Origin of the sequence: Pseudonocardia bannensis (assembly GCF_012911875.1) — a bacterium.
Taxonomy (GTDB): domain Bacteria; phylum Actinomycetota; class Actinomycetes; order Mycobacteriales; family Pseudonocardiaceae; genus Pseudonocardia; species Pseudonocardia bannensis.
In genome coordinates, this window is sequence record NZ_JAAXKZ010000041.1 from 18,591 (window position 1) to 42,601 (window position 24,011).

Annotated in this window: 19 protein-coding genes; 13 read left to right on the forward strand and 6 right to left on the reverse strand. The window is 72.6% G+C overall.

Annotation, left to right across the window (positions count from 1 at the left end):
• Positions 1–152: 152 nt before the first annotated feature.
• The 3 genes from HF519_RS13290 (at position 153) to HF519_RS13300 (ending at position 3,086) form a co-directional block, all read left to right on the forward strand.
• Positions 153–803: a nitroreductase family protein gene (locus HF519_RS13290; RefSeq protein WP_169413231.1), complete on the forward strand. Its 651-nt coding sequence runs from the start codon at positions 153–155 to the stop codon at positions 801–803.
• 5 nt (positions 804–808) lie between these two features.
• Positions 809–2,362, forward strand: coding sequence for a class I adenylate-forming enzyme family protein (locus HF519_RS13295; RefSeq protein ID WP_169413232.1), 1,554 nt, complete (start codon positions 809–811; stop codon positions 2,360–2,362).
• A gap of 76 nt (positions 2,363–2,438) precedes the next feature.
• Positions 2,439–3,086, forward strand: coding sequence for a TetR/AcrR family transcriptional regulator (locus HF519_RS13300; protein WP_169413233.1), 648 nt, complete (start codon positions 2,439–2,441; stop codon positions 3,084–3,086).
• A gap of 319 nt (positions 3,087–3,405) precedes the next feature.
• Here the strand turns inward: HF519_RS13300 and HF519_RS13305 are convergent, their stop codons facing one another.
• Positions 3,406–8,163, reverse strand: coding sequence for an ATP-dependent helicase (locus HF519_RS13305; protein ID WP_211169970.1), 4,758 nt, complete (start codon positions 8,161–8,163; stop codon positions 3,406–3,408).
• A 133-nt stretch (positions 8,164–8,296) separates the two neighbouring features.
• Here HF519_RS13305 and HF519_RS13310 point away from each other — a divergent pair, with 133 nt between their 5' ends.
• The gene (locus HF519_RS13310) at positions 8,297–9,553 is read left to right on the forward strand and encodes an MFS transporter (RefSeq protein ID WP_169413235.1); all 1,257 of its coding nucleotides are present in this window, start codon (positions 8,297–8,299) and stop codon (positions 9,551–9,553) included.
• Between the two features lie 15 nt (positions 9,554–9,568).
• Here HF519_RS13310 and HF519_RS13315 read toward each other — a convergent pair whose 3' ends face one another.
• From HF519_RS13315 to HF519_RS13325, 3 genes are read right to left on the reverse strand one after another with little or no spacing between them, the layout of a single operon-like run.
• Positions 9,569–9,706, reverse strand: a complete 138-nt coding sequence (locus HF519_RS13315; protein ID WP_169413236.1) for a hypothetical protein — start codon at positions 9,704–9,706, stop codon at positions 9,569–9,571.
• 14 nt (positions 9,707–9,720) lie between these two features.
• Positions 9,721–11,052 (reverse strand): CoA transferase, encoded by a 1,332-nt coding sequence (locus tag HF519_RS13320; RefSeq protein ID WP_211169962.1) that lies wholly within the window; start codon positions 11,050–11,052, stop codon positions 9,721–9,723.
• A 58-nt stretch (positions 11,053–11,110) separates the two neighbouring features.
• Positions 11,111–12,439, reverse strand: a complete 1,329-nt coding sequence (locus tag HF519_RS13325) for a DUF6777 domain-containing protein (protein ID WP_211169963.1) — start codon at positions 12,437–12,439, stop codon at positions 11,111–11,113.
• 188 nt (positions 12,440–12,627) lie between these two features.
• Between HF519_RS13325 and HF519_RS13330 the strand changes: the two genes are divergently transcribed.
• The 3 genes from HF519_RS13330 (at position 12,628) to recX (ending at position 15,287) form a co-directional block, all read left to right on the forward strand.
• Complete coding sequence (locus HF519_RS13330) at positions 12,628–12,822, forward strand: DUF3046 domain-containing protein (RefSeq protein ID WP_169413238.1); 195 nt, start codon at positions 12,628–12,630, stop codon at positions 12,820–12,822.
• A 249-nt stretch (positions 12,823–13,071) separates the two neighbouring features.
• Complete coding sequence (recA, locus tag HF519_RS13335; RefSeq protein WP_169413239.1) at positions 13,072–14,112, forward strand: recombinase RecA; 1,041 nt, start codon at positions 13,072–13,074, stop codon at positions 14,110–14,112.
• Between the two features lie 5 nt (positions 14,113–14,117).
• On the forward strand, positions 14,118–15,287 hold the full coding sequence (gene recX / locus HF519_RS32355; protein WP_312860089.1) for a recombination regulator RecX: 1,170 nt from the start codon (positions 14,118–14,120) through the stop codon (positions 15,285–15,287).
• A gap of 10 nt (positions 15,288–15,297) precedes the next feature.
• Here the strand turns inward: recX and HF519_RS13345 are convergent, their stop codons facing one another.
• On the reverse strand, positions 15,298–16,263 hold the full coding sequence (locus tag HF519_RS13345) for a LysR family transcriptional regulator (RefSeq protein ID WP_169413240.1): 966 nt from the start codon (positions 16,261–16,263) through the stop codon (positions 15,298–15,300).
• 88 nt (positions 16,264–16,351) lie between these two features.
• On the opposite strand from HF519_RS13345, the gene HF519_RS13350 reads away from it, so the two are divergent.
• The 6 genes from HF519_RS13350 (at position 16,352) to HF519_RS13375 (ending at position 23,508) form a co-directional block, all read left to right on the forward strand.
• Positions 16,352–17,056 (forward strand): succinate dehydrogenase cytochrome b subunit, encoded by a 705-nt coding sequence (locus tag HF519_RS13350; protein WP_169413241.1) that lies wholly within the window; start codon positions 16,352–16,354, stop codon positions 17,054–17,056.
• 8 nt (positions 17,057–17,064) lie between these two features.
• Positions 17,065–19,008 carry a fumarate reductase/succinate dehydrogenase flavoprotein subunit gene (locus tag HF519_RS13355; protein ID WP_169413242.1) on the forward strand — a complete coding sequence of 648 codons (1,944 nt, stop codon included), beginning with the start codon at positions 17,065–17,067 and terminating at the stop codon, positions 19,006–19,008.
• Positions 19,005–19,760, forward strand: a complete 756-nt coding sequence (locus HF519_RS13360; RefSeq protein ID WP_169413243.1) for a succinate dehydrogenase/fumarate reductase iron-sulfur subunit — start codon at positions 19,005–19,007, stop codon at positions 19,758–19,760. The genes HF519_RS13355 and HF519_RS13360 overlap by 4 nt, the downstream gene beginning before the upstream one ends.
• 274 nt (positions 19,761–20,034) lie before the next feature.
• The gene (sdhC, locus tag HF519_RS13365; protein WP_169413244.1) at positions 20,035–20,835 is read left to right on the forward strand and encodes a succinate dehydrogenase subunit SdhC; all 801 of its coding nucleotides are present in this window, start codon (positions 20,035–20,037) and stop codon (positions 20,833–20,835) included.
• Between the two features lie 13 nt (positions 20,836–20,848).
• A complete protein-coding gene (locus HF519_RS13370; RefSeq protein WP_169413245.1) occupies positions 20,849–22,756 on the forward strand; it encodes a fumarate reductase/succinate dehydrogenase flavoprotein subunit in 1,908 nt (635 codons plus the stop codon).
• A complete protein-coding gene (locus HF519_RS13375; RefSeq protein ID WP_169413246.1) occupies positions 22,753–23,508 on the forward strand; it encodes a succinate dehydrogenase/fumarate reductase iron-sulfur subunit in 756 nt (251 codons plus the stop codon). Before HF519_RS13370 ends, HF519_RS13375 begins: the two co-directional genes overlap by 4 nt.
• 45 nt (positions 23,509–23,553) lie before the next feature.
• Here the strand turns inward: HF519_RS13375 and HF519_RS13380 are convergent, their stop codons facing one another.
• Positions 23,554–23,850 (reverse strand): hypothetical protein, encoded by a 297-nt coding sequence (locus HF519_RS13380; RefSeq protein WP_211169974.1) that lies wholly within the window; start codon positions 23,848–23,850, stop codon positions 23,554–23,556.
• Between the last annotated feature and the right edge of the window lie 161 nt (positions 23,851–24,011).

Below are 24,011 nucleotides of genomic sequence, written 5' to 3' on the forward strand. Positions count from 1 at the left end.
ACCCGCCGTGAGCCTAACCATTGTTAGGCACTCTGGCCAGTGTTACGACGGTGCACCGGGCCGAACCGTGCACAAAGTTCTTGACGAGTGGCTCTGACCACAGCATGCTGCGACGATCAACCTAACCGCTGATAGGTAAACGGGAGCGAGCGATGGAGCTGACCGCCGCCATGCGGACCACGGGGACGTGCCGCTACTTCCGGACCGACCCGGTGCCTGACGAGGTGCTCCACCAGGCGTTCGAGGTCGCCCGGTTCGGCCCGCAGGGTGGCAACCGGCAGCCGGTCCGCTGGATCGTCGTCCGCGCGGCCGCCCGCAAGCAGGCCCTCGCGGATCTGTACCTGCCGCTGTGGAAGGCCTACTTCAACGCGATCAGCGACGGCTCGGTCAACGTCGGAGCCCTGCCCAAGACCGTCGTCGACGCCGACCACTTCGCCGAGCACCTGGCCGAGGCGCCGGCGATCATCGTGGTCTGCGCGGAGACCGCGGGCCTGCATCCGACCGACCACGAGCTCGGCCGGATCAGCGTCGTCGGCGGTGCCTCGATCTACCCGACGGTGCAGAACCTCTGCCTGGCACTGCGCGACCAGGGCGTCGGTACCGCCGTGACCACGCTGCTGTGCCACGAGGAGCCGCAGGTCCGCAAGCTGCTGGAGATCCCGGACGGCTTCATCACGGCCGCGCACATCGCCGTCGGCTATCCCGAGAAGCCGTTCCCGACCACGCTCACCCGCAGCCCCGTCTCCGACATCGTCGCGCTGGAGACCTTCGGCACGCCGATGTTCGCCCCGGCCGGGAGCTGACGGCCGTGCCCGATCTCGCCCCGCTGCACCGCCGCCCGCTCGGCCGCGCCACCCTCGGCGACCAGCTGCGCCGGCACGCCCGCACCCAGCCCGACAAGATCGCCTTCATCAGCTACGACGGCTCCGGCGGCCGCACCGAGACCAGCTACGGCGAACTCGACCGGCGGGCCAACCGCTTCGCCCACGCGCTGCTCCGTCTCGGCGTGGGCCGCGGCGACCGGGTCGCGGTGATGGCCCGCAACAGCGTCGACGTGGTGGTCGCCTACTACGGCACGGTCAAGATCGGTGCGGCGTTCACCGGCGTCAACGCGCTGTACCGGGCGCCGGAGATCGCCCATCAGCTCGGGCACGCCGAGCCGGCGGTGGTCGTGGTGGGCGCGGAGTTCGCCGAGCTCGTCGCGTCGGTGAAGCCGGACGGCGCCGCTCTCGTCGTGCTCGGCGAGGAGTTCGACGCGCTGCTCGCCGCCGGTCCCGACACCGAACCCGACGCCGACGTCGACGAGAACGACGTCGCGATGATCGTCTACACGAGCGGGACCGAGGCCGCGCCGAAGGGCGTGCTCATCCCGCACCGCAACTACCTGATCTCCACCGCGCCGGCATGGAGCTGGGGGCTGCAGACCGGGCCCGATGACACGTGGTTGTTCGTGATGCCGTTCCACACCATCGCCGGCCTCGGCTCGATGACCACCCTGACCCTGATGGGCGCCACGCTGGTGCTGCCGGCCACCGCGGATCCGGCGCGCTCGTGCGAGATCATCGGCCGGGAGCGGGTGACCGTGATCGCTCAGACCCCGACGTTCTACCTCGCCCTCGCCGGGCAGCCGGCGTTCGGGCCGGAGACGGTCGGCGCCGTCCGCCGGTGCATGACGTACGGCGGGCAGGTCGCGCCGCACGCCGTCGAGGCCTGGTCCGCGGCGGCCCCCGACGCGGTCTGGGGCACCTACTGGGGTCAGTCCGAGCTGTCCCAACTGGGTTCGGTGGGCTGGTTCCGCACGCTCGCCGACATCCCCGACGGCGACCCGTCGTGGATCGGCAGGCCGGTGACGCACCTGGAGATCCGGGTCGTCGACGCCGAGGGCGACGACGCCGAGGTCGGCGAGCTGATCTGCCGGTCGCCGTCGGTGATGCTCGGGTACTACAAGGACCCGCAGCGCACCGAGGAGGTGTTTCGCGACGGGTGGGTGCACACGGGTGACATGGTGCGCATCGACAAGGCCGGCAACCTGTTCTTCCACGACCGGGTCAAGGACATGGTGAAGTCGGGCGGCATGAACGTGAGCTCGCAGGAGGTGGAACGGGTGCTGCACGCCCATCCCGACGTGCTGCGGGCCGCCGTGATCGGGATGCCCGACGAGTACTGGTCGGAGGCCGTGACGGCGTTCGTCATCGCACGCCCCGGCCAGGTGCCGGACCCGGCCGGGATCATCGCGTTCTGCCGCGAGCAGCTCGCCGTGTACAAGGTGCCCAAGGCCGTGCACGTGGTCGACGAGCTGCCCGTCGACGCCCAGGGCAAGATCCTGAAGCGCGAGCTGCGGGCGGCTGGGACACCGTCGTGAACCCGGCCGACAGGCCTCCTGGCCGGAAGGACGGCGTGAACCCGGCCGGAGCCGGCGTCGTGGCCGGAGAGACGTCGTGAGCTCGGCCGGGGCTGCACCGGCCGCCGGCGAGCCGGCGCGGCCCGCGGCGCGCGAGGCCCGGACCCGGCTGCGTCGCGAGGAGATCGTGGCCGCCGCGGCCCGGATCTTCGCGACGGCGGGATACCACAACGTCGGGATGCGCGACATCGCCGACGCGGTCGGGATCCGCGGCGCGAGTCTGTACCACCACTTCCCGTCGAAGGAGGAGATCCTCTACGCGGTCTGCCTGAGTGTCACCCGGGAGCCGAACGAGGAGAACCTGCTGTTGCTCGACGCTCCCGGCACACCGTCCCAGCGGATGGCCGCGCTGGTCCGCGCCCACTTGCGGCACCTGCATCGGCGCCGCGTGGAGCACCTGGTGGGCCTGCACGAGCTGAACTCGCTCGCGCCGGAGCACCGCGCGGAGATCGACGGCTATCGGCGGTACTACCAGCGCCGGGTGCGCGACGTCGTCGTCGCGGGCGTGCGCACCGGTGAGTTCAGGGTCCCCGACGCCCGGCTGGCCGCGTTCGGCCTGCTGGACATGCTCAACGGGATCAGCAACTGGTTCCACGACGACGGCGTGCTCGGCCTGGAGCAGGTCGTCGACGGCTACGTCGAGTTGATCGTCGGCCGCATGCTGGGGTCGTCGGGACCGTACTGAGCCGCCGCGGGGCCGCGTTCCTCGGCCCGGCTTGTCCGACCGGAGCCGGTTGATCGACCACGGAGACGCCCGCTCCCCAGCGGCGACCGAGTGTCCGGCGCTGCGCGGAGTCTTCCCCTGATGCTTCGCGCAGGCACGGACGACGGCCCGGCCGGTGCAGCGTCGCACCGGCCGGGTCCGGCCTCGCTCCGTCGAACCGGGCCCCGGCCACGGGCTCAGCCCCCGACCGCGGCCGATCCGGCCCGCTACCGGGCTCTGCCCGCTCGGGTCGCCGGGCTCAGCCGGCATTCGCCGCCGGCCTCAGAGCGGAGCCGCGTGGTCACGCTCGCAGCCGCAGCCCCTTCGGCGTGACCCGGAAGCCCGCCTCCGTGAGCACCTCGGCGAGCCCGGAGCCCAACGAGCCGACGCCGTCGGCGCGCTCCACCGCCAGCGAGCCCAGCCACCCCTCGTGCACCGCCCCGGCCAGCGCGTCGGCGCCCGCCCGGAGCTCGTCGGGGTCGGTGGTGAAGGACAGCAGCGAGCGGCCGCCGCGCTCCACGTAGAGCGCCGGTGCGCCTTCGACGAGGACGACCAGCGCCCCGGCCTTGCGGCCCGGTCGGTGCTTGGTGTCGCCGACGGTGTCCGGCCAGGACAGCGCGGCGCCGTAGGGCTGCGCCGGGTCGGCGGCGGCCAGAACGACGCTGGACGGACCGTGGCCGTGCCCGCCGCGGTGCGTGCTGTCGGCGGGAAGGCCCCCGGCCCCACCGGCCGGCGGGCCGTCGGGCCGGGACAGTGCCCGCAGCCGGTCGATCGCGCCCGGCACGGCGAACTGCGCGGCGCCCAGGCCGTCGACGACGTAGCCACGCCGGCAGCGCCCGGAGTCCTCCATCGCGCGCAGCACCCGGTAGACCCCGGCGAAGCCGCCGGCCACCCGCTCGGTCGACAGCGCTCCGCGGGTCAGCACGCCGTGCCGTTCCAGGAACGCCTCGGCGCGAGCGTGCGCACGTCGTGTCGGATCGGGCTCGCGCTCCACGGCCAGCGCCCACCGCCCGCCCACCGAGGGCGGCCCGCCGCGGCTGGGCATGGCCGGGCGACCGGCCCGCAGCTGGGCGTAACGGCCGCGTGGCGCCGGCCGCCGGGACCGGTGGGCCCCGCCGCGGCCACCACCGAGCCGGGCCCGCAGCGGGCCGAGCGTGTCGTTGGTGAGCAGCCCCGCCCACACCAGGTCCCAGATCGCGGTGACGACGGCATCGTCGGCCGGTGCCGGCTCCCCGAGGTCGACCAGCGCCTTCCCGGCCCGGTCGGCGAGCTCCCTGAAGAACAGCGCCCCGCCACCGATGGGCGGCGTGTCGAGGTCGGGTAGCCCGAGCGCCGCGAGCACGGCGCGGTGCAGCGGGGTGTCCGCCACGTCGGATTCCGGCTCGGGCAGCAGCAGGTCGGCCACGTCGGTCGGGGCCACGGCGAGCCACCCGTCACTGCCGGCCAGCGGCCCGCACCCGGTCCAGGTGACCTCGCCGGCCGCGGTCAGCTCGTCGAGCAGCGCGGGGGAGTAACCGGGCAGCCTGGCCGGCAGGACCAGTGACTCCAGTGCGCTCGCCGGCAGCGGCGCCCCGGCGAGCTGCTCGACCACGCCGAGGACGTCCTCTGCGCCGGGGGCTCGCCGCATCCGGCCGCGCCGGCCGGTGCCGTCCCCGGCTGCGCCGGTCTGCACACCCTGCCACGCCGGCAGGAAGCGCCCCAGCGCGCGCTGCTCGACCGGCTCCACCTCGGCGCGCAAGCGAGCCAGCGAGGCCCGCCGCAACCGGCGCAACACCTCGGCGTCGCAGTACTCCAGGCCCCCCGTCTCCGCGCCGGGCCGCAGTTCCCCGCGTACCAGCCGCCCCGAGCCGGTCAGCCGGTCGAGCACCCCGGTCACCACGGCGACACCCAGCCCGAACCGAGCGGCGCACTCGGCCGCCGGGAACGGCCCGTGGGTACGGGCGTAGCGGAGGACCAGGTCACCGAGCGGGTCGGCGACCGGCTCGGTGAACGTCTCGGGCACCCCCACCGGCAAGGCGACGCCCAGCGCATCGCGGACCCGGCCGGCGTCCTCGATCGCGATCCAGCGCTGCTCACCGGCGATCCGCACCCGGATGGCCCGCCGCGCGGACTCCAGCTCGGCCAGCCACCCGGGCTCGACACCGCGCTCGGCGGCCTCTCCCTCCGTCAGGTCACCGAGGAAGCGCAGCAGGTCGGCGGCCCCCTCGGCGTCGCGGGCGTGCCGGTCCTCCAGCCGGCGCTGCAGCGCGGCCTCGACCTCGGCCAGCACCTCGGGGTCGAGCAGCTCGCGGATCGCCTCCGAACCCAGCAGCTCGGCCAGCAGCGTCGAATCCAGCGACAGGGCCGCTGCCCGGCGCTCGGCCAGCGGGGCGTCCATCTCGTAGAGGAACATCCCGACGTAGCCGAACAGCAGGCTCCGCGCGAACGGCGACGGCGACGGGGTCGCCACCTCGACGACCTTGACCTTGCGCGACACCACCTCGGACATCAGGTCGCGCAGCCCGGGCAGGTCGTAGACGTCCTGCACGCACTCGCGCATCGCCTCGAGGGTCACCGGGAACTGCTCGTACTTGCCCGCCACCGCGAGCAGCTGCGCCGAACGCTGGCGCTGCTGCCACAGCGGGCTGCGTCGCTTCGGGTCGCGGCGCGGGAGCAGCAGCGCGCGGGCCGCGCACTCCCGGAACCGGGACGCGAACAGCGAGGAGTTGCCCAGCTCGGCCACGACCATCTGCTCGATCTCGGCCGGGTCGAGCAGCACGTCCTCGGCGGTGGGAACGACCTCGGCCCCGGACTCGTCGACGGCGTCGGGAAGCCGCAGCACGATCCCGTCGTCGGCGCTCGCCGCATGCACCTCGACCCCGCGCCGTTCCCGCATCCGGGCCGCGATCGCCAGCCCCCACGGGCCGTTGACCTGGGAACCGAACGGGGAGTGCACGACGAGGCGCCAGTCGCCCAGCTCGTCGCGGAACCGCTCCACGAGGATCGTCCGGTCGCTCGGCACGTGCCGGGTGGTCTCGCGCTGCTCGTGCAGGTAGGCGAGCAGGTTGTCGGTGGCCCACTCGTCGAGCCCGGCCGCCGTGGCCCGGGCCCGGGCCGCCTCCTCGTCGGTACCGGCCATCTCCCGGACGAACGCGCCCACGGCACGGCCGAGCTCCAGCGGGCGGCCGATCGACTCGCCCTTCCAGAACGGCATCCGCGCGGGCTGCCCCGGGGCCGGGGTGACGATCACGCGGTCGTGCGTGATGTCCTCGACCTTCCACGAGCTGGTGCCCAGCAGGAACGTGTCGCCCACTCGGGACTCGTAGACCATCTCCTCGTCGAGCTCACCCACCCGGGAGCCGGCGCCGTCGGCCCCGCCCGGGGTCATCACGGTGAACAGCCCGCGGTCGGGGATGGTGCCACCGGAGGTGACCGCGAGCCGCTGCGCGCCCGGGCGGCCCTGGAGCTGGTCGGTCACCCGGTCCCAGGTGATCCGCGCCCGCAGCTCCCCGAACTCCTCGGACGGGTAGCGCCCGGCGAGCATGTCGAGGGTGGCGTGCAGCGCGGATTCGGGCAGCGCGGCGAACGGCGCCGCCCGGCGGACGACGCGGGCCAGGTCGTCGAGCTGCCACGGCTCCAGCGCGACCATCGCCACGATGTGCTGGGCCAGCACGTCGAGCGGGTTGCGCGGGTAGCGCAGCGACTCGATCGCGCCGCCGGCCATCCGCTCGGCAACGACCGCGCAGGACACCAGGTCGCCGCGGTACTTCGGGAACACCACACCGCGGGACACCGCGCCGACCTGGTGGCCGGCCCGGCCGACGCGCTGTAGCCCGGACGCCACGCTGGGCGGCGCCTCGACCTGCACGACGAGATCGACCGCGCCCATGTCGATGCCGAGCTCCAGGCTGGAGGTGGCCACCACGCAGGGCAGCAGGCCGCCCTTGAGCTCCTCCTCGACCAGCGTCCGCTGCTCGCCCGACATCGAGCCGTGATGGGCCTTGGCCACGGCGGGGGGCGCGCCGCCCCCGATGCCGGACTGCCCCACGGCCTCGGCGGGGAACTGCGCGGGCCCGTCGAGGTCCTGCACCTCGTCACCAGCCGCCTCCTCGGCGGCCAGTTCGTTCAGCCGCGACGTCAACCGCTCGGCCAGCCGCCGGGAGTTGGCGAACACGATGGTCGAGCGGTGCTCGCGGACCAGGTCGAGCAGCCGCCGTTCCACCGCGGGCCAGATCGACGGACGCTGGGCGGTGCCGGCGGCGGAGCCGATGACCTCCTCGTCCGAACTGCCCGGCGCGGGACGCTCGTCGAGCGCCGCCAGGTCGGGCACCGGGACCTCGACGGCCACCTCGATCGTCTTGGGGGTCTTCGGCTGCACGACCTCCACCGGACGCGCTCCGGCCAGGAACGTGGAGACCTCGTCGATCGGGCGGACGGTGGCCGAGAGTCCGATCCGCTGCGCCGGGCCGTTCGCGAGCAGTTCGTCGAGCCGTTCCAGCGACAGCGCGAGGTGCGCGCCGCGCTTGGTGCCGGCCACGGCGTGCACCTCGTCCAGGATGACCGTCTGCACCCCGCGCAGTGACTCGCGCGCGGCCGAGGTGAGCAGCAGGAACAGCGACTCCGGGGTCGTGACCAGCACGTCCGGCGGAGTGCGCGCGAACCGTCTGCGCTCGTCGGCCGGGGTGTCGCCGGTGCGCATGCCGACGGTGATGTCGGGGACGGGTGCGCCGATCCGCCGGGCGGCCTGCCGGATGCCGGCGAGCGGGGAGCGCAGGTTGCGCTGCACGTCGACCGCGAGCGCCTTGAGCGGGGACACGTAGAGCACCCGGCAGCGGTGCCTGGGCTCGTCCGGGGCGGGGGAGGACGCGAGCCGGTCGAGCGCCCACAGGAACGCCGCGAGGGTCTTGCCGGATCCGGTCGGGGCCACGACCAGCGCGTTGCGTCCGGCCTGCGCAGCGGTCCAGGCGCCGTTCTGCGCGGGGGTGGGCGCATCGAAGGCCCCGCGGAACCAGTCGCGGGTGGCGGGGGAGAAGTTGTCGAGAACCGTCGGCGCCGATGCGCCGCGGGCGGCGCTGGGCATATCGCGGGACGCCGATGTGTCATTCACGTTGTTCATAGTGCAGCCGGGCACCGACAATACGCCTGTCGGCGACCCCCATGAGGATCTTCGGAGCCGGCGACGAGTCGCCGCCGACCAGGGCAGGAGCGCCGGAATGGACATCCACGAGCGGCATCCGGCGACCGTGCAGCGCAGGGTGCTGGCGGTGCTGGCCGCGACCCAGGTGCTCGGCGGGATCGGGGTCGCCGGGGCACTCGCGGTCAGCACGCTCGTGGCGGCGCGGCTGTCGGGCTCGGACCTCGTCGGCGGCGCCGCGTTGACTGCCGTCGTGCTCGGCGCGGCGGCCGCCGCGTTGCTGCTCGCCCGGGTGGCGGCCCGCGCGGGCCGGCGACCCGCCCTCAGCCTCGGCTACGGTCTCGGCACGCTGGGCGCGGTCGTCGCCGTCGTCGCGGTGGCCGCCGGCAGCGCGGGAGCCCTGCTCGGCGGGCTGGTCCTCATCGGCTCCGCCACCGCGGCCGGTCTGTCCGCCCGCTTCGCGGCCACCGACCTGGCCGCCCCCGATCGGCGGGCCCGTGCGCTCGCCCTCGTCGTCTGGGCGACGACGGTGGGGGCGGTGGCCGGCCCGAACCTCGCGGGGCCGACCCAGACCGTCGCCGCCGGGATCGGCCTCGAACCGCAGACCGGCCCGTTCCTGCTGTGCGCGCTGGCCTTCGCGCTGGCCACCGCCGGTTCCTGGCTCGGCCTGCGGCCCGACCCGCTGCTGCTCGCCAGGGCCGAGGCCACGGTCACCGACGCCGCCCGACCGCCGGTACCCGGCCGCGCCGTCCGTGCCGCGCTGCGGGCCTCGCCGCGCGCGTTGCTGGGCATCGGCGCGATCGCGCTCGGTCACCTGCTGATGGTCGGCCTGATGTCGATGACGCCGGTGCACATGGGGCACGACGGCGCGACGCTGCAGGTCGTGGGGCTCGTGATCAGCCTGCACGTCGCCGGGATGTATGCGCTCAGCCCGGTGTTCGGGTGGCTCGCCGACCGGATCGGCCGGGAGCGGGTGCTCGCGCTGGCGGCCGTGCTGCTGGTCGCCGCCGGTCTGGTCTGCGCGGTCGCCGACGGTCGCCAGACCGTGCTGCTCGGCGCCGGCCTCGTCGCGCTGGGGCTCGGCTGGTCCGCGGGCCTCGTGGCCGGGTCGGCGCTGCTCACCGAATCGGTCCCGGAGCCCGTCCGGCCGGGTGCGCAGGGCCTCGCCGACGTAGCCATGAACATCGCCGGAGCGGCCGGTGGGATCGCGGCCGGGCTGGTGGTGGCCGGACTGTCGTTCGCGGCGCTGGGCGTGGCCGCGGCGCTGCTCGCGGTGCCCTACCTGCTCGCCACCGGCCTGGTCGCACGCTCTCCCCGGCCGGTGACCACCGGCTGAGCCGGGAGGGCGGGCTCAGCGCTTGCGCTGCTGCCACCACCAGCGCAGCAGCACCACCAGCGCGGAGAGCAGGGCCAGCAGGACCACGATCCGCCCCAGCGGGGAGGAGAAGCCGGTGGGATCTCCCTGGGCGAGCGCGAGAAATTCGGACATGGAGATCAAATTACCTACTCCCAGGTCGGCGACGCCGTGCCGAACGCGGGGGCCGGCGCGGGCCAGTGCAGCCCTCGTCCCGCGATCGTGCCCGGTGGTGAGGCGAGCGTGAGCCGGCCGTCCGGCGCGTCCAGATCCTCCAGCCAGGGCGCCGGGTCCACGCCGGCGACGTCGGGGGCGGCGGCCGCGCGTGGCTGGCCGAGCAGCCATGCAGCCGTCCCCACCAGCGACAACCGCACATGCCGGGTGCCACCTTCCCGGCGTTGCGCGGCCAGTGCGACGAGCGCCGCCGCGGCCGCCAGGTACCCCGTCACGTGGTCGAGCACCTGGGCGGGCAGCGCGCCCGGGGGCTGCTCCGGGTCGCCGCCCGCTTCTGCCACCCCGATCCCGGTGGCCGCCTGCACCAGACTGTCGAACCCGCGCCGGCCGGCCCAGGGCCCGAGATGGCCCCAGGCCGACAGCGTCACCACCACCAGCCCGGGATGGCGGGCGGCGAGCTTCTCGGGGTCGAGCCCGAACCGGTCGAGCGCCCCCGGGCGATAGCCGGTGACCACGACGTCGGCGCCGGCCAGCAGTTCCTCCAGACGCCCGTCGTCCGAACGCAGGTCGTGCAGCGCGCTGCGCTTGCCGGGCAGGGTGTCCCAGTACTGCAGTGGGATCTCCGGCCGGTCCGGCGCGTCGATCCGGAGCACATCGGCGCCGTGCGCGGCCAGGGTCCGGGTGGCGACCGGCCCTGCGATGACCCGGGTCAGGTCCAGCACCCGCGCCCGGCGCACGGGTCGCGGGACCGCGGGACCGAGGTCGCGGTGCTCGACGAGAGGGAGCGTGCGGGCCGCCCGGCCCGCGTCGGTGGCCCACCACTCCTGCTCGGTGCGCACCGCGGCGGCCACCCCACCCGCCTCGTGCAGCGCGGTCTCGAGCTCGGTCGACGGCCATCGCCGCACCGCCGCAGCCAGGGCGTCCGGGCCGGCGGACTCGTCGCAGCCCAGCACGCGCAGCGCGGCGACCCGGTGCCACGGGTAGTTCGCGTGCAGCCGCAGCCACCCGTCCGCGGTGCGGTGGAACGCCGACAGCGCATCGAACGGGTCGCCCGCGCTCGCGCCGTCACGGCGCAGGTACCTCTCGCTGCGCAGGGCGACAGCGAGCTGCCGGGTGTCGATCCCGGCCGGCTCCCGGCCCGACGCGGTAGCGGCGAGCAGGCTCGCCCCCACGGCGGCGACGCCCACCGCGGTCACCGGGAACCGTGAGCCCAGGGTGTCCGACGGGCCGGTGACGGTGAGCCGATCGAGCTCGCCGTCGGCCCCGCCGACGGCATTCCAGGCCTGCAGCAGCAATCGCGCCCACACACGACCCAGACTGCCACCCGCTCGTCTCCGTGGGCAGCGGCGCTCGAACCGACCTGGGCTAACCGGTGCCCGGGGCCCCGGCGGTGGGGGCCTCCGTCAGCTGTCTCGTCGTGGTCACCGGTGGGTTCGTCGTGGGGGCGGTCGACGTGGGGGAGGCCGCCGAGCGCTCCGCCGTCGTCGTGCGCCCCGTTGTCGTCGTGCGGTCCGTTGTCGTCGATGGATCGGTCGCGGCGGTCGGCGACGGGCCCGGGCTCGTGTTCCCCCTCGGCGGCCGGGTCGGAACCGCCGACGGCGGCGCCGGGACGAACGCGCTCGGCGGCTGTGTCGTGGTTGCCGGCCGCGGTCGTCTCGCGACGGTTCCCGGTGGCCTGTCCGGCGATTCGGTCGCCCGTCGGCGGGGTGAGACGCCGGCGGGGGCCGTCGTCCGGTTCGTCGTCGCGTCCCGCACCGTTCGCGAGGCCGTCCGCGGTACCACCTGCGGTACCGCCTGCGGGGCGGCCGGAGGCACCACGTGCGGCGCAGGTCCCGGCTCGACGCTCGCCCTCCCCGGCGCCGGCTCCGCCGTGGTCGACGTGCCCGGCCACCCGGTGCCGGGCGGGGCGTACGACAGTCGCCTGGCGGTCCACCACGGGTCCTCGTGCGCCACGACGAGGCGCAGGGCGGTTCCCGGCGGAGCCGGCCGAACGTCGACCGTGCCCGGAACCACGACGACCGGGGATCCCTGGACGACGTCGGCCATGACGAACTGATCGATCACGACGGATGACTGCTGGATGACCACGATGGTGTCCCGGGTGAACCCGGGCCAGACCCGGCCCTGGACGGAGGGATCCCCGGAGTACCGGATCGGTGGGGTCAGCGGGTCGCCGCACGAGCACTTGACCACCGGCAGGCCGAAACGGTCGACGAGCACCGCCGTGCCCCGCTGCAACACCGCCGGCACCACGGTGGCGCCACCGTTGAGGTAACCGTGGTCCGTGACGAACGTGTCGGACCGGAGGATCGCCGGGGTGAGCTCCCGGATGTAGGCGGGTATCTCGTCGGGGCGGATGTCACGCACGCCCGACCAGGCCTCCGCGACCTGCGGGTCCGAGGTCAGGGAAGCGATCAGTCGTTCGCGGTCACACGCAGGGGGCTCCGTCGTCGCCGCGTAGACGCCCGGACCGTCGGCCGGCAGTGTCCCGCCGCCGGTGTCGAGGGGGATGACGCCGGCCTGGTCGGTACCCGCGGAGGGGGTGAACGGATCCGGCTGCGGGGTGAGCACCGCCTGCAGTACGACGCCGTCGGTTGCGGGCGCCGGCCCGGCCGCGGCGGGCGGGGGCGCGTCCCAGGTCGCGTCCCGCCAGATCACGGACACACCCAGCACCAGCACCAGGACCGTGGACACCGCCAGACATGACCTCGTTCGGGACATGACCCCACCCTCGGCCCGGATGCACCTGTCACAGAGGTGCCGCCCGTCCGGCGACGGCAGAGCCGAAGGTCCCGCGCCGACCGGGCACGCCGGCGGCGACACGTGGGCGCGCCGGGTCCCGCAGGGAGCGCCGCCGTGATCGGAGCCCTACCCTCGGGAGGGTGCGACTGACCCACTTCCGTGAGTTGATGGAGGGCGAGTTCGGCGCGGTCCGAGCCGGTTCGCTGGCCCGCGACCACGTCTTCTCGCAACTCGGCGGCCGGACGGTCGAGCAGGCCCTGGAGGACGGCATCGACCCGAAGAAGGTCTGGTTGGCCGTGTGCGAGGCCTACGACGTTCCGGCGCGGCGCCGGTGACGGGGCTGCCGAAGCCGCCGTAGAGCCGCTGGGCGCCGCAGGGTAGCCGATGGGCGTGTCGGCATCCCGATCGAACAGGTGTTCGTATACCCTGTTGTCCACATCGCGGTCCGGCCGTCCACAGCCGGAGACGCGATCCGCGGGACTGTCGGTGGGACCCAATACGGTTCATCCGTGGCTCCCCGCAAGACCTCAACCGCACAGTCCCGTACCGCCCCAGAGCGCACATCAGCGAGGTGGCAATCCGAGATGACCGCACCCGACCGCGAGAAGGCGCTCCAGCTCGCCCTCGCCCAGATCGAGAAGAACCACGGCAAGGGCTCGGTGATGCGTCTCGGCGACGACACCCGTCCGCCGATCGGCGTGATCCCCACCGGCTCCATCGCGCTCGACGTCGCCCTCGGCGTCGGCGGGCTGCCCCGCGGGCGGGTCGTGGAGATCTACGGCCCGGAGTCCAGCGGTAAGACCACGGTGGCCCTGCACGCGGTGGCCAGCGCCCAGGCCACCGGGGGCATCGCGGCCTTCATCGACGCCGAGCACGCGCTCGACCCGGAGTACGCCAAGGCCCTCGGGGTCAACACCGACGATCTGCTGGTCTCCCAGCCCGACACCGGTGAGCAGGCGCTCGAGATCGCCGACATGCTGATCCGCTCCGGCGCGCTCGACATCATCGTCATCGACTCGGTGGCGGCCCTCGTGCCCCGCGCCGAGATCGAGGGCGAGATGGGCGACAGCCACGTCGGCCTGCAGGCCCGGCTGATGAGCCAGGCGCTGCGCAAGATCACCGGCGCGCTGAGCAACTCCGGCACCACGGCGATCTTCATCAACCAGCTGCGCGAGAAGATCGGCGTCATGTTCGGCTCGCCGGAGACCACGACCGGCGGCAAGGCGCTGAAGTTCTACGCCTCGGTGCGCCTCGACATCCGCCGGATCGAGACGCTGAAGGACGGCACCGACATGGTCGGCAGCCGGACCCGCGTCAAGGTCGTGAAGAACAAGGTCGCGCCGCCGTTCAAGCAGGCCGAGTTCGACGTGCTCTACGGCGTCGGTATCAGCCGCGAGGGCTCGCTGATCGACGTGGGCGTCGAGCAGGGCATCATCCGCAAGTCCGGCGCCTGGTACACCTACGAGGGCGACCAGATGGGCCAGGGCAAGGAGAACGCCCGCAAGTTCCTCAAGGAGAACCCGGACGTCGCGGCCGAGATCGAGAAGAAGATCAAGGAGAAGCTCGGTATCGGTGCGGTGCTCGACGCCGAGGCTGAGCCGCTTCCGGCACCGGTCGACTTCTGAGCCCGGTGGCAGGCCCGGAGGAGCGGCCCGGCGATTCCGCCGGGCCGGGTCCTGATCCGACGGAGCAGCGGGGCGCGCGTGTCGCCCGCCTCGACGACCTCGGCTCCGCCGGCCGCCGCGACCGCCCTTCGGTCGCCCGCCTCGACGACGTGGGGGAGCAGGGCCCCGGCCGGCAGGCCGTAGCCGCGCTCGATGATCTCGGCACGTCCGAGCCGGCCCGCCCGGTGCCGGTCGCGCTGTTCGACACCCTCGATCTCGACCGGGATCGCCGCCCCGCCGACCGAACCGCCCGTCTCGACGATCCGGCGCCGCCCGTGGAGCGCCGCAAGCCCCGCTCGGCGCGGCTCGACGACGTGGCTCCGGCGGACGGCCGCCGACGGTCCCGGGCCGACACTCGACGCACCGCCGGGCCGCCCCGGCGGACGGCGGCGCCCCGGTCCGAATCCGCCGCCGCGCCCGCGGCTGGGGAGCAGGGCGACCCCGGTGACGCGCCGCCCGAAGCTCGGCCGTCCTCCCGGCGCCGCCAGGACGGAGACGAGCCGGACACGGGCCCGGCGACCGGAGGGCGGCGGCGCCGTGATCGGTCCGGGGACAGCCGGTCGAGCGGGGGCCGGTCGAGCCGGGCGCGAGAACGCCCGGGCGACCCGGCATCCGAGCCGGATCAGGACGCCGATCCGGAGTCGGTGGCCCGCTCCATATGCCTGCGCCTGCTCACCGACCGGGCCCGGACCCGTCAGGAGCTCGCCCAGGCCCTGCGCAAGCGGGGCGTTCCGGACGACGTCGCCGCCCGGGTGCTCGATCGGTTCGGTGAGGTCGGCCTGATCGACGACGCGGCGTTCGCCGGCCAGTGGGTCCACTCCCGCCACACGTTCCGTGGCCTGGGCCGGCGGGCCATCGCGGTCGAGCTGCGGCGCAAGGGGGTCGACGACGAGACGGCGGCCGACGCGCTCGCCGAGGTCGACACCGAGGCCGAGGAGCAGCGCGCCCGCGAGCTCGTGGAACGCAAGCTGCGCACCCAGCGCGGCGAGGTCGACGAGGCGGTGGCTCGGCGTCTGCTGGGGATGCTCGCCCGCAAGGGCTACCCCGCCGGCGTGGCCTACCGGGTGGTGAAGGAAGCACTGGCCGAGCACGCCGCCGAGCTGGCCGAGCAGATGCCCTCCGGGGAGGACGGTTGAGCAGCTCGGGTCAGTCCCGGGCGAGACCTGCGCCGCCGTCACGCCAGCGGTGCAGCACCTGCACGTCGGCCGACAGCCCGCCGGTCGCCGACACCTCGCTGATGAACGACAGCATGGTGTCGCAGAACGCCTGGGTGGCCTGTGTCGGCGCCAGATCGGCACGCCGGGCCAGCGCGACGGTCCGGTACAGCGGCGGGGTGAGCACCGTCCGGCGCAGCCGGGGCCGTCCCGCGAACACCAGATCGGGCACCACCGCCATCCCGGTTCCGGCCTCGACCATGCGCAGCACCGCGTCCATCTCGCCGCCCTCGACGGCGAACTTCGGCGTCACCCCGGCGTCGGCATAGGCCTGCAGGGTGACCTCGCGCAGGTCGTAGCCCTTGCGGAACATCACCAGCGAACGCCGTGACAGTTCCGTCAGCGACATCGAACCGCGGCTCGACGGCGGGCGTCCCGAGCGGGGGGAAGCCACCGACAGCCGCTCGCGCATCAGCGGGGTGATCTCCAGCGACGGGTCGAGACCCTCCCGTGGCACCACGAGCACGGCGACGTCGAGCTGACCGCGTGCGAGGTCGCGGGCCAGCGGCTGCGAACCGTTCTCGCTGAGCTCGAGGTGGATGTCGGGGTACTGCTCGTGGAAGACCCGGAGCACGTCGGCCACCACCCCGATGCAGAGCGAGGGTGTGGCGCCCACCCGCACCCGGCCACGGCGCAGTCCGACGAGCTCGGCCACGGCGGTGCGGGCGCTGTCCATGTCGCTGAGCATCCGGCGGGCGAGTGGGAGGACGGCCTCACCGGCGGGGGTGAGGGTCAGCTCGCCGCGGCCCCGATTCACAAGTGGCGCACCGAGTTCGTCCTCGAGCGCCTTGAGCTGTCGCGACAGTGTGGGCTGCGCGACACCCTCTTGATCGGCCGCCCGAGTGAAGCTGCGCACGTCCGCCAGCGCTACGAAGTACGCGAGCTGCTGAAGTGTCACCTCTATAGCCTACGTGCATGGATTAGCGCGCGCTGATGCATTGGACGGCTGATCAACCCGGTAGTGCACTGGCCGCGTGGTGACACAGATGGCGCGTGGAGCGCGGGCGGCCGGTACCGCACCGGCGCGACGGCGGCAGCACCTGCCGTCCGTCCAGTTGAAGTTCGTGATGGCGGTGACCGGCGCGGTCATGCTGCTGTACCTGGTGCTGCACATGATCGGGAACTTGAAGATCTTCTTCGGTGCCGAGGCCATCGACTCCTACTCGGCGTGGCTGCGCACGCTCCTGGAGCCCGCGCTGCCGCACGGCGGCATGCTGTGGATCGTCCGCGTGGTGCTGCTGGTGTCGGTGATCGCGCACATCGTCTCGGCCGTCGTCCTGGCCCGCCGCGCCCGCAAGGCCCGCCCGGTCCGCTACGCGCACCGCCAGCCGGTCCAGGGCAGTTACGCCGCGCGCACCATGCGCTGGGGCGGCGTGATCATCGCGCTGTTCGCGGTCTACCACATCCTGGACCTGACCACCGGCACGGTGAACCCCAACGGCGTGCACGGTGCGGTCTACGACAACATCACCGCCAGCTTCGACCGCTGGTACGTGACGTTGTTCTACGCGCTGGCGGTCATCACCGTCGGCTTCCACGTCCGGCACGGCCTGTGGAGCGGGCTGCAGACGTTCGGCCGTTCCAACGCCGCCACCCAGAACGCGCTCAAGGGCTTCGCGCTCGTCTTCGCGGTCGTGCTGACCGCCGGATTCCTGTCCGTGCCCTTCGCCGTCGTGACCGGGCTGGTGTGAGGAGAGAGATGAGCTACGTCGACTACACCCTCGGCGCGCCGGTCGTCGACAAGGCCGCTCCCGACGGGCCGATCGAGACCCGCTGGGAGCGCCGCCGCTTCGGGGTGAAGCTGGTCAACCCGGCCAACAAGCGCAAGATGCACATCATCGTCGTCGGTACCGGCCTGGCCGGTGGTGCGGCGGCGGCGACGCTCGCCGAGCTGGGTTACCGGGTCAGCTCGTTCTGCTACCAGGACAGCCCGCGCCGGGCGCACAGCATCGCCGCCCAGGGTGGCATCAACGCGGCGAAGAACTACCGCAACGACGGCGACAGCGTGTACCGGCTGTTCTACGACACGGTCAAGGGCGGCGACTTCCGCGCCCGCGAGTCGAACGTGCACCGGCTCGCCGAGATCAGCCGCCAGATCATCGACCAGTGCGTCGCACAGGGCGTCCCGTTCGCCCGCGAGTACGGCGGTCTGCTCGACAACCGCTCCTTCGGTGGCGCGCAGGTCTCCCGGACCTTCTACGCCCGCGGCCAGACCGGCCAGCAGCTGCTCCTCGGCGCCTACCAGGCCCTGGAGCGGCAGATCGACGCCGGCGGGGTCACCATGTACCCCCGCCACGAGATGCTCGAGCTCATCGTGGTCGACGGCCACGCCCGCGGGATCGTCGCCCGCGACCTGATCACCGGGGAGACCCGCAGCCACCTGGCCGACGCGGTCGTGCTGGCCTCCGGCGGCTACGGCAACGTCTTCTACCTGTCGACGAACGCCAAGGGCTGCAACGTCACCGCGAGCTGGCGGGCGCACCGCAAGGGCGCGCTGTTCGCGAACCCCTGCTACACCCAGATCCACCCGACCTGCATCCCGGTCTCCGGCGACCACCAGTCGAAGCTGACCCTGATGTCGGAGTCGCTGCGCAACGACGGCCGTGTCTGGGTGCCCAAGCGCAAGGGCGACGACCGCAACCCCAACGACATCCCCGAGGACGAGCGGGACTACTTCCTGGAGCGTCAGTACCCGGCGTTCGGGAACCTGGTGCCCCGCGACATCGCGTCGCGCGCGGCGAAGAACGTCTGCGACGAGGGTCGCGGCGTCGGCCCGACCGGGCTGGGCGTCTACCTCGACTTCGCCGAGGTGATCTCCCGCCTCGGCCGTCCGGCCGTCGCCGCGAAGTACGGGAACCTGTTCCAGATGTACCAGCGCATCACCGGCGAGGACCCGTACCAGGTCCCGATGCGGATCTTCCCGGCGGTGCACTACACGATGGGCGGGCTGTGGGTCGACTACGACCTGCAGAGCACCATCCCGGGCCTGTTCGTGGCCGGTGAGGCCAACTTCTCCGACCACGGCGCGAACCGCCTCGGCGCGTCGGCGCTGATGCAGGGCCTGGCCGACGGCTACTTCGTGCTGCCCAACACCATCGGCGACTACCTGGCCACCCAGAAGCACACCCCGGTGGACCCGGACGCGCCGGAGGTCCGCCAGGCGGAGGCCGACGTCGCCGAGCGGATCGACACGCTGCTGTCGATCGACGGTGACCGGACCGTCGACTCCTTCCACCGCGAGCTCGGCCACATCATGTGGGAGCACTGCGGCATGGAGCGCACCGACGCCGGCCTGCGCAAGGCGCTGGACCGGATCCCGGAGCTGCGCAAGGAGTTCTGGTCCAACGTCAAGGTGCCCGGCAAGGGTGTCGAGCTGAACCAGAGCCTGGAGCGGGCCGGCCGGGTGGCGGACTTCCTCGAGCTCGGCGAGCTCATGTGCCTGGACGCGCTGCACCGCACCGAGTCCTGCGGTGGGCACTTCCGCGCGGAGAGCCAGAGCGAGGACGGCGAGGCCGCGCGCGACGACGAGAACTTCTCCTACGCCGCCGCGTGGGAGTACACCGGCCGCGGCGAGGCGCCGGTCCTTCACAAGGAGGACCTCACCTTCGAGTACGTGACCCCGAGCCAGCGGAGCTACAAGTGAGACTCCATCTCAAGGTCTGGCGCCAGAGCAGCGCCGACGCCAAGGGCAAGATCGTCAACTACGACGTCGACGACGCGTCACCCGACATGTCGTTCCTCGAGTTGCTCGACGTGCTCAACGAGAAGCTCGCGTTGCAGGGCGATGACCCGGTCGCGTTCGACCACGACTGCCGCGAGGGCATCTGCGGTGCCTGCAGCATGGTCATCGACGGTCAGCCGCACGGCCCGGAGAAGGCCACCACCACCTGCCAGCTGCACCTGCGGCACTTCCGTGATGGCGACACGATCACCATCGAGCCGTTCCGCGCCGGCGCGTTCCCGGTGATCAAGGACCTGGTCGTCGACCGCAACGCCTTCGACCGGATCATCCAGGCCGGCGGTTACATCAGCGCCCCGACCGGTTCGGCCCCGGACGCGCACGCCACCCCGGTGCCCAAGGCCAACGCCGACCGCGCGTTCGCCGCCGCCGCCTGCATCGGCTGTGGCGCGTGCGTCGCGGCGTGCCCGAACGGATCGGCGTCGCTGTTCCTCGGCGCCAAGATCACCCACCTCGGGGAGCTGCCGCAGGGCCAGCCCGAGCGGCACAGCCGGGTCCGGGCGATGGTCGAAGAGCACGACGCGTCCGGTTTCGGTGGCTGCACCAACACCGGCGAGTGCGCGGTCGCCTGCCCCAAGGAGATCCCGCTCGACGTCATCTCCCAGCTCAACCGGGACTACCTCGACGCGCGGAAGGCGGGCCGCAAGGGCGCGTAGCCGCAGCGGCGTGACGCCGCACACGGAGGAGCCCGGCCCCCACCACGGGGCCGGGCACTTCGGCGTTCCCGGAGACGGGGGGCCGGGCCGCCCGCCGGATGTGACCCCCGTCTCCAGCAGCGGTTTTGTTCCCACCCTGACCCCTCATCACTGTGACCTACGTCGTAGGCTCCGTGTGATCCATACGACCCGGCGTGGGGCGTACGGCTGGTCTTCCGAAGCGGGGGCCCTCCGGAGCACCGGCGTCGGCTCCACAGATGAGGACTCCCCTGACGTGTCATCCACCACAGACGCGTCCGCCGGTCGGGCGCAGATCGCGGCACGGACGCTCCGCACGGATCGATGGTGGCTGCCGCCACTGCTCAACGTCGTGGGCCTCGGCGCGTGGGTTCTCTACGCCACCGTCCGGGCGTTCATGCAGGAGTGGTACTTCGTCACCGAGTACAACTACCTGACACCGTTCTACTCACCGTGCGTCTCGGTCGGCTGCATCCCCGAGGCCGCGCACTTCGGCAGGATCCTGCCCGACGTGTGGTGGCTGCCCTACGCGGCGTTGACCCTGCCGTTCCTGCTCCTCTTCCGGCTCACCTGCTACTACTACCGCAAGGCCTACTACCGGTCCTTCTGGCTCTCGCCGCCGGCCTGCGCCGTCGCCGAGCCGCACCGCAGGTACACCGGTGAGACCCGGTTCCCGCTGCTGGGCCAGAACCTGCACCGGTACTTCTTCTACGCCGCGGTGATCATCTCGATCATCAACACCTACGACGCGATCCTCGCGTTCCAGAAGGGTGACGGCAGCTTCGGCCTCGGGCTGGGCAACATCATCCTGCTCGGCAACGTGATCCTGCTGTGGGCGTACACCATCTCCTGCCACTCCTGCCGCAGCATCATCGGCGGGCGGCTGAACCACTTCTCGAAGCACCCGCTGCGCTACAAGGCCTGGCAGTTCGTGTCCCGGCTCAACACCAAGCACATGCAGCTTGCCTGGACCACGCTGGCCACGCTGGCCATCACCGACTTCTACGTCATGGCCGTCTCCGCGGGCTGGATCCCCGACCTGCGCATCATCAACTGAGGAGGGTGATCACATGAGCGAGATCGAGAGGCACGAGTTCGACGTCGTGGTCATCGGCGCGGGCGGGGCCGGGCTGCGCGCGGCCATCGAGGCACGCGCCCGGGGCAAGCGGACCGCGATCATCTCCAAGTCGCTGTTCGGCAAGGCGCACACGGTGATGGCCGAGGGCGGGTGCGCCGCGGCCATGGGCAACGTCAACCCGAACGACAACTGGCAGGTCCACTACCGCGACACCATGCGTGGCGGGAAGTTCCTCAACAACTGGCGGATGGCCGAGCTGCACGCCAAGGAGGCCCCGGACCGGGTCTGGGAGCTGGAGACCTACGGCGCGCTGTTCGACCGCACCGCCGACGGCAAGATCAGCCAGCGGAACTTCGGCGGGCACACCTACCCCCGGCTGGCGCACGTCGGCGACCGCACCGGCCTGGAGCTGATCCGCACCCTGCAGCAGAAGATCGTGTCGCTGCAGCAGGAGGACTTCAAGGCGACCGGCGACTACGAGTCGAACATCCGCGTCTTCCACGAGTGCACGATCACCGATCTGCACAAGACCGACGGGAAGATGTCGGGGGCGTTCGGGTACTACCGCAACACCGGCTCGTTCGTGCTGTTCAGCGCGCCGGCGGTCGTGCTGGCGACCGGCGGGATCGGCAAGTCGTACCAGGTCACGTCGAACTCCTGGGAGTACACCGGCGACGGCCATGCGCTGGCCCTGCGCGCCGGCGCGACGCTGATCAACATGGAGTTCCTGCAGTTCCACCCGACCGGCATGGTCTGGCCGCCGTCGGTGAAGGGGATCCTGGTCACCGAGTCGGTCCGCGGTGACGGCGGGGTGCTGCGCAACTCCGAGGGCAAGCGGTTCATGTTCGACTACATCCCGGACGTGTTCAAGGAGCAGTACGCGACCTCCGAGGAGGAGGCCGACCGCTGGTACACCGACCCGGACAACAACCGGCGCCCGCCGGAGCTGCTGCCCCGGGACGAGGTGGCCCGGGCGATCAACTCCGAGGTCAAGGCCGGCCGCGGCTCGCCCCACGGTGGGGTGTTCCTGGACATCGCCTCCCGGCTCTCGCCCGAGGAGATCCAGAAGCGACTGCCGTCGATGTACCACCAGTTCAAGGAGCTGGCCGACGTCGACATCACCAAGGAGCCGATGGAGGTCGGCCCGACCTGTCACTACGTGATGGGCGGGGTCGAGGTCGATCCGGACAGCGGCCAGTCCACGGTGCCCGGCCTGTTCGCCGCCGGCGAGTGCTCGGGCGGGATGCACGGCTCCAACCGGCTCGGCGGCAACTCGCTGTCGGACCTGCTGGTGTTCGGCCGCCGTGCCGGGCTCGGCGCCGCGGAGTACGTCGACGCGCTCGGGGCCCGGCCGGCCGTCCACGAGACCGACGTCGAGCGGGCAGCCGAGCGGGCGTTGCTGCCGTTCAGCAGCGCCACCGACGGCGGCGAGAACCCGTTCGTCGTGCAGCTGGAGCTGCAGAAGACGATGAACGACCTGGTCGGGATCATCCGCAAGGCCGACGAGATGGAGCTCGCGCTCAAGAAGCTCGAGGACATCGCGACACGCACCCGGACGGTCAGCGTCGAGGGCCGCCGGGAGTTCAACCCCGGCTGGCACCTCGCCCTCGATCTGCGCAACATGCTGCTCGTGTCGCTGTGCGTGGCGAAGGCGGCACTGGAGCGCCAGGAGAGCCGCGGCGGGCACACCCGCGACGACTTCCCGGTGATGGACTCCGACTGGCGGCACGTACTGCTGGTCTGCTCGGCGCTCGGCGAGGACAACATCAACCTGACCCGCAAGGAGCAGGTCCCGATGCGGCCGGAGCTGTTCGACCTGTTCGAGCTCGACGAGCTGAAGAAGTACTACACCGGCGAGGAGCTCGGCGGGCACCGCGCGGACCAGGGGGAGAAGGCATGAGTCACTGGCAGCACTTCCGCGTGTGGCGCGGCGACTCGGAGAAGGGCGAGCTGGTCGACTACCCGGTGGAGGTGAACGAGGGCGAGGTCGTCCTCGACATCATCCACCGGCTCCAGCAGACCGAGGCGAACGACCTGGCCGTCCGGTGGAACTGCAAGGCCGGCAAGTGCGGCTCGTGCAGCGCGGAGATCAACGGCATGCCGCGGCTGATGTGCATGACCCGGATGTCGACGTTCGCCGAGGACGAGGTCATCACGGTGACGCCGCTGCGGACGTTCCCGGTGATCCGGGACCTGGTGACGGACGTGTCGTTCAACTACACGAAGGCCCGCGAGATCCCGTCGTTCGCGCCGCCGCCCGACCTCGCCCCCGGTGAGTACCGGATGCAGCAGGTCGACGTGGAGCGGAGCCAGGAGTTCCGCAAGTGCATCGAGTGCTACCTGTGCCAGAACACCTGCCACGTGGTCCGTGACCACGAGGAGAACAAGGAGAACTTCGCGGGTCCCCGCTACCTGATGCGGATCGCGGAGCTGGACATGCACCCGCTGGACACCGCGGACCGGCAGGAGGCGGCCCAGGAGGAGCACGGCCTGGGCTACTGCAACATCACCAAGTGCTGCACCGAGGTGTGCCCCGAGCACATCAAGATCACCGACAACGCGCTCATCCCGCTGAAGGAGCGCGTGGTCGACCGCAAGTACGACCCACTGATCTGGCTCGGCAACAAGATCTTCAAGCGCTCCGGCGCCTGAGACGAGATCCTGGGCGGCGGGTGGTGCTCCGGCAGCGCCCGTCGCTCAGCCGTCACCGCGCAACGAGCGGCGGATCTCCTCCAGCCGTTCCCGGCCGGCCTTCTCCCGCTCGGCCTGCTGCTCGGCCAGGGACTGCGCCTGCTGCGTCTCGTCGGCCAGTTCCGTCGCGCCGAGCGAGCGGGCGTACCGGCCCTCGATCCTTTCCCGGACGTAGTCCAGGCTCGGGACACCGGCCTCGGTGTAGTCGGGCGTGGGCGCGGCCTCCCCGCCCGGTCCATCGATGACAGGCGCGGCGTCGTCCCCGGTCGTGTTCGCCGGTTCCCGGTGCTCGGGGTCGTTCATCGCGTGCCCTCACTCCTGGATCCCTGCCGGTGGCCACCCCCACGCTACGTCTCCGCGACCCCCACGCGCGCGTTCCCACCGCCACGCGCGCGTTCCGACGTGCGCGTGGCCGGGCCGGGCGCGCGTGGCAGGCACGGCGCGGTGCCGGGCGGGGGTGGGAG

Coding starts and splice junctions, on each gene's coding strand:
- HF519_RS13290 (WP_169413231.1), top strand. CDS start 153: ATGGAGCTGACCGCCGCCATGCGGACCACGGGGACGTGCCGCTACTTC.
- HF519_RS13305 (WP_211169970.1), bottom strand. CDS start 8,163: ATGCCCAGCGCCGCCCGCGGCGCATCGGCGCCGACGGTTCTCGACAAC.
- HF519_RS13310 (WP_169413235.1), top strand. CDS start 8,297: ATGGACATCCACGAGCGGCATCCGGCGACCGTGCAGCGCAGGGTGCTG.
- HF519_RS13315 (WP_169413236.1), bottom strand. CDS start 9,706: ATGTCCGAATTTCTCGCGCTCGCCCAGGGAGATCCCACCGGCTTCTCC.
- recA (WP_169413239.1), top strand. CDS start 13,072: ATGACCGCACCCGACCGCGAGAAGGCGCTCCAGCTCGCCCTCGCCCAG.
- HF519_RS13350 (WP_169413241.1), top strand. CDS start 16,352: ATGGCGCGTGGAGCGCGGGCGGCCGGTACCGCACCGGCGCGACGGCGG.
- HF519_RS13355 (WP_169413242.1), top strand. CDS start 17,065: ATGAGCTACGTCGACTACACCCTCGGCGCGCCGGTCGTCGACAAGGCC.
- HF519_RS13370 (WP_169413245.1), top strand. CDS start 20,849: ATGAGCGAGATCGAGAGGCACGAGTTCGACGTCGTGGTCATCGGCGCG.
- HF519_RS13375 (WP_169413246.1), top strand. CDS start 22,753: ATGAGTCACTGGCAGCACTTCCGCGTGTGGCGCGGCGACTCGGAGAAG.
- HF519_RS13380 (WP_211169974.1), bottom strand. CDS start 23,850: ATGAACGACCCCGAGCACCGGGAACCGGCGAACACGACCGGGGACGAC.